This window comes from Gallibacterium faecale, from assembly GCF_027920745.1.
In the GTDB taxonomy this organism is placed as follows: Bacteria; Pseudomonadota; Gammaproteobacteria; order Enterobacterales; family Pasteurellaceae; genus Gallibacterium; species Gallibacterium faecale.
In genome coordinates, this window is the sequence record NZ_JAQIBB010000016.1 from 1 (window position 1) to 3,579 (window position 3,579).

Annotated in this window: 3 protein-coding genes and 1 pseudogene; 2 read left to right on the top strand and 2 right to left on the bottom strand. The window is 33.6% G+C overall.

Features of this window, described 5'->3' with window-relative positions; genetic code table 11:
* Together PF272_RS01510 and PF272_RS01515 are read left to right on the top strand one after the other, a co-directional pair.
* A pseudogene (locus PF272_RS01510) lies at positions 1-185 on the top strand (integrase); the annotation flags it as partial.
* A 6-nt stretch (positions 186-191) separates the two neighbouring features.
* Positions 192-938, top strand: a complete 747-nt coding sequence (locus tag PF272_RS01515; protein WP_271141375.1) for a zinc-finger-containing protein — start codon at positions 192-194, stop codon at positions 936-938.
* 173 nt (positions 939-1,111) lie between these two features.
* Here PF272_RS01515 and PF272_RS01520 read toward each other — a convergent pair whose 3' ends face one another.
* A complete protein-coding gene (locus tag PF272_RS01520; RefSeq protein WP_039167294.1) occupies positions 1,112-1,651 on the bottom strand; it encodes a hypothetical protein in 540 nt (179 codons plus the stop codon).
* 68 nt (positions 1,652-1,719) lie between these two features.
* On the bottom strand, positions 1,720-2,658 hold the full coding sequence (locus tag PF272_RS01525; protein WP_039167296.1) for a replication initiation protein: 939 nt from the start codon (positions 2,656-2,658) through the stop codon (positions 1,720-1,722).
* Positions 2,659-3,579: the final 921 nt, after the last annotated feature.

The window sequence follows — 3,579 nt, forward strand, 5'->3', positions numbered from 1 at the left end:
GCCACGCATACGCACAAAGACGATTTGAGCAACTATCGGGACTTACATCACCTAAAAACGGAGGGAAAACGTCTAGAAAGCTGTCTGAAAGCGAAAAACAAGCAAATTTAAAGGCTCGATTGCAAGTAAGTAGCGAGCTTGGTCATAATCGGGAAGAAATCACTGCGGTCTATGTTGGGCGATAAAAGGGGATGAATAACTTAATATTTTCGTTGCGAGCCTTTTTTAAAAAAAACAATACTTATTCTAATCGCAGAGAAAACTTATACCTATCAATGGAGTGTTTAATAGATTTAGGCTATAAGATCCAAGATATTAAAAACTTGAAGAAAAAACATATCGATATTTTAGTTCAATTGTGGAAAAAACAACAAACCCATATTTATGTTATTGGTGAGCGAATTGAGGATTTGCGTTGGCTCACAAATAAAATAGGAAAAGCTCGTATTGTAGAGCGAGATAATATTGGTTATGGAAAAGAGTTTGATATCACGTGTCCATATTGCAATACAAAAGCTGAATTGGTTTCAGGCAATGTAATTTATCCTTATAGGATAGATTTAGAAAATTCTTTTTATTATCTGTGTTCTCACTGTAATGCTTATGTAGGGACACATAAGGAATCTAAGTACCCCTTAGGGATGCTTGCTAATGAAAATTTAAGAAAAATGAGATTGTTGGTTCATCGAAGTATGGATCAATTATGGAAGTCAAAAATGATGACTAGGAATGAGGTTTATTCCTTATTAGCTTATGAAATGAACATTAAAAAAGAAGAAACTCATATAGGGCTATTCGATTTAGAAAAATGCTCAATGGCATTAGATATTATTAGTGCATATAAGGAATACATATCTTATGTGCAGGATCAGATTAGGGATGCGTATACTTATCAGCAGGAAATTAAAATTTCTATGGCATTAAAAAATAAGAATTAGTCTTGAATTTTTATGATTTCATTATCATAATACTTCTAAAGAGTGCGACAGACTATTCTATTTTGGAGTAGACACTCCGCAACCTATGATGGTCGAGGCAAAGCCCGGTAATGGCGATTCTGGATACTCAAATTTATTTTTGAGCGAACCCCACTTCGGTGGGGTTTGTTATCTTAAGGCTTTCTTAGTTTTTTTCCTTTTAGAATATTTTGCGCAATTTTAAAAAATCCAATGGGTTTTAATTTTTCCCATTTTTCAATTGGATATGCACTAGATATGTGCAGTCGTAACTTCTTTTCAAAACGATACATTACGAAAGTTACTTTATAGAAAACAGTTTCTTGTCTAGCTTCATCAAAGATTTTAATAGTTGCAAAATTATCATATCCAGCAAAACCTATTTTTGAATGAGCTAAGTTTTGTATGATACTGGGTAAGTGTTTTGAAAGTTCATACCGCTTAAAACAAAAGGGACGGCTTTCTCGGTTTGTTACATACATTAATTTCTGCTTTTCTTCTTCCGTTTGAGTAGGATAGTCTTTTGTGAAACAGTGCATTGAATAGGTGACATAAACTTGATATTCAATAGGTGTTTTTTCTTTATCTGTTGCTTCTTGTACGTATTTAACAATGCTTGCATTTAAATGAGATAAGTCAAACACGTGTTTGTTATATATAAAAGGTTTAAAAGTTGATTGCTTATCTAATTTCATAAAAACCTCGATTATTCATTAAAAAATAAAGCATAAGCTCTATCAAAATGAATAAATTTCTATTTTTCCTACAATCTATCACGCTTATTCAATTCATCCGCAATCTCTCTCGTTAAAGCGTGATTAATGATTGTCGTGTATTTCATTAAAACTTTTAACCATTCTGAGGGTAAATCTCTTAATGAGTCTTCAACGAAACGAGTTTTTAGAATTCCCTCATTTCGGAGTTGTTTAATAGCTAGATTGTAATTTTCAGTTGCCCAGTCCCCCTCAGCTTTAGAGCCTTTTGCCACTTGTGGGCGTTTTATTTCTTCAAATACGCCGTATATTTGTCGTGTTGAGTGAGCTTTTGGGGTAATTATAAATTTTAATGCAATAATGCTACGTCCTTGTTTAATCTGTTCTACCTCGACGAGTAGATCCGATTTTTCATTAATTTCATTTATTGCGGGCGTTAAAACTCTCTTTTTAAAATCAAAAAATGCAGAGTATCTATTTTCAATTTGCAGCCATTTTTTTAGATCATCAATAGATATTTTTCGTTCACCTAACATTTTATACTGCATACATAATTCATAAATACGGATAGCGTGAACACTATTAAAATATGCGATATTCTTCAATTGATAAGGTGTAAACTGTCCCTTAAGTTGTGTCAAATACGGCATAACTTCATCAGTCATAACTATACGAAAACGTCCCTCTTTTTTGAAATAAGTTCGAGAAGAAACCCAACGAAATTCAGTTACACGGCTTTCATCTTCCGTATGAACACTCCGATCATAAATTCGCTTAATAGCAGCCTGAATTTGTTTATAAGCGTTGTCTAGACTAATTTCCGGGAACTCTCGTACAAAATCAGCTACTGTGAAATCAAAAACCTTTTGATTTGACTTTGGATCCATTGTGCCAATAGTTAAAGCTAATATACGAACTTCATCAATACTAAGGCGATAGCTTGCCTCAATAAGGCTATTCGCTTTTACAACAACTAAATCATTTACCATAAAGAAAAAATTCCACATAAGCAGACAGAGAAAAATGACTTGTCTGCATATTACTATATCCCATAATAACTGACAATAAAAAAACATTTGTCCGTTTATAACAGGAAATTTGTCCGTTTATAACAGGAAATTTGTCCGTTTATAACAGGAAATTTGTCCGTTTATAACAGGAAATTTGTCCGTTTATAAATTTATAAATTATTGAAAATAAAATGTTTTTTTTATCCGAAAAAACTAAAAAACTAAAAAACAAAAAATAAGACCGTACTAAATTTTAATAATGTTTATTTTTTAGCAAGTTATTGATTTTGTTACCTATGTTCTGTGGAAATCTTTTTTAGCGTTGGCGTTCACGGCAATGCTAAAAAAGATTCAGCAACCGTAGCCGTCAGGCGTAGGGCGGTAGTAAGGATATATCGCATTAGGTTTTTTAGGTGGGAAGTTGCTCTGATCGATTAACAATATCGCACGCCCAATACTGCCATTACACTAAACACTATCGAGGGGTTTCCGTTCGCTCTCGCTCACTACTATCAGGGGGCAAAGCCCCCTAATAACCCCCATAAGAGGCACGATATAAAATCCGTCATTCGCTAAAAAACGTGAGTTTTTTGGGGAATGACGGATTTTGATTATTTAGCTTAAAGTTTTTAGAATTATCAAGGCTTGCAATCATTTCGTATTAAATGATATGCTTAAGACTCACAAAATAGCGAGATCGGCTACTATCGTTGATAGAAATGATCCAAGAGAAAACTTGTAAAAATCGCCCTTTAAAAACCGAGGTGACGGTTTTAAAAATTCACCGCCCTTAAACCTAGGTATGGGTTTCAAAATAAATTACTGCCCTTTAAAGCTGATGGACACGTTAGATAACTGACGACAGCTGATTGAATTGTCCACCCTGTGGGGATTACATTT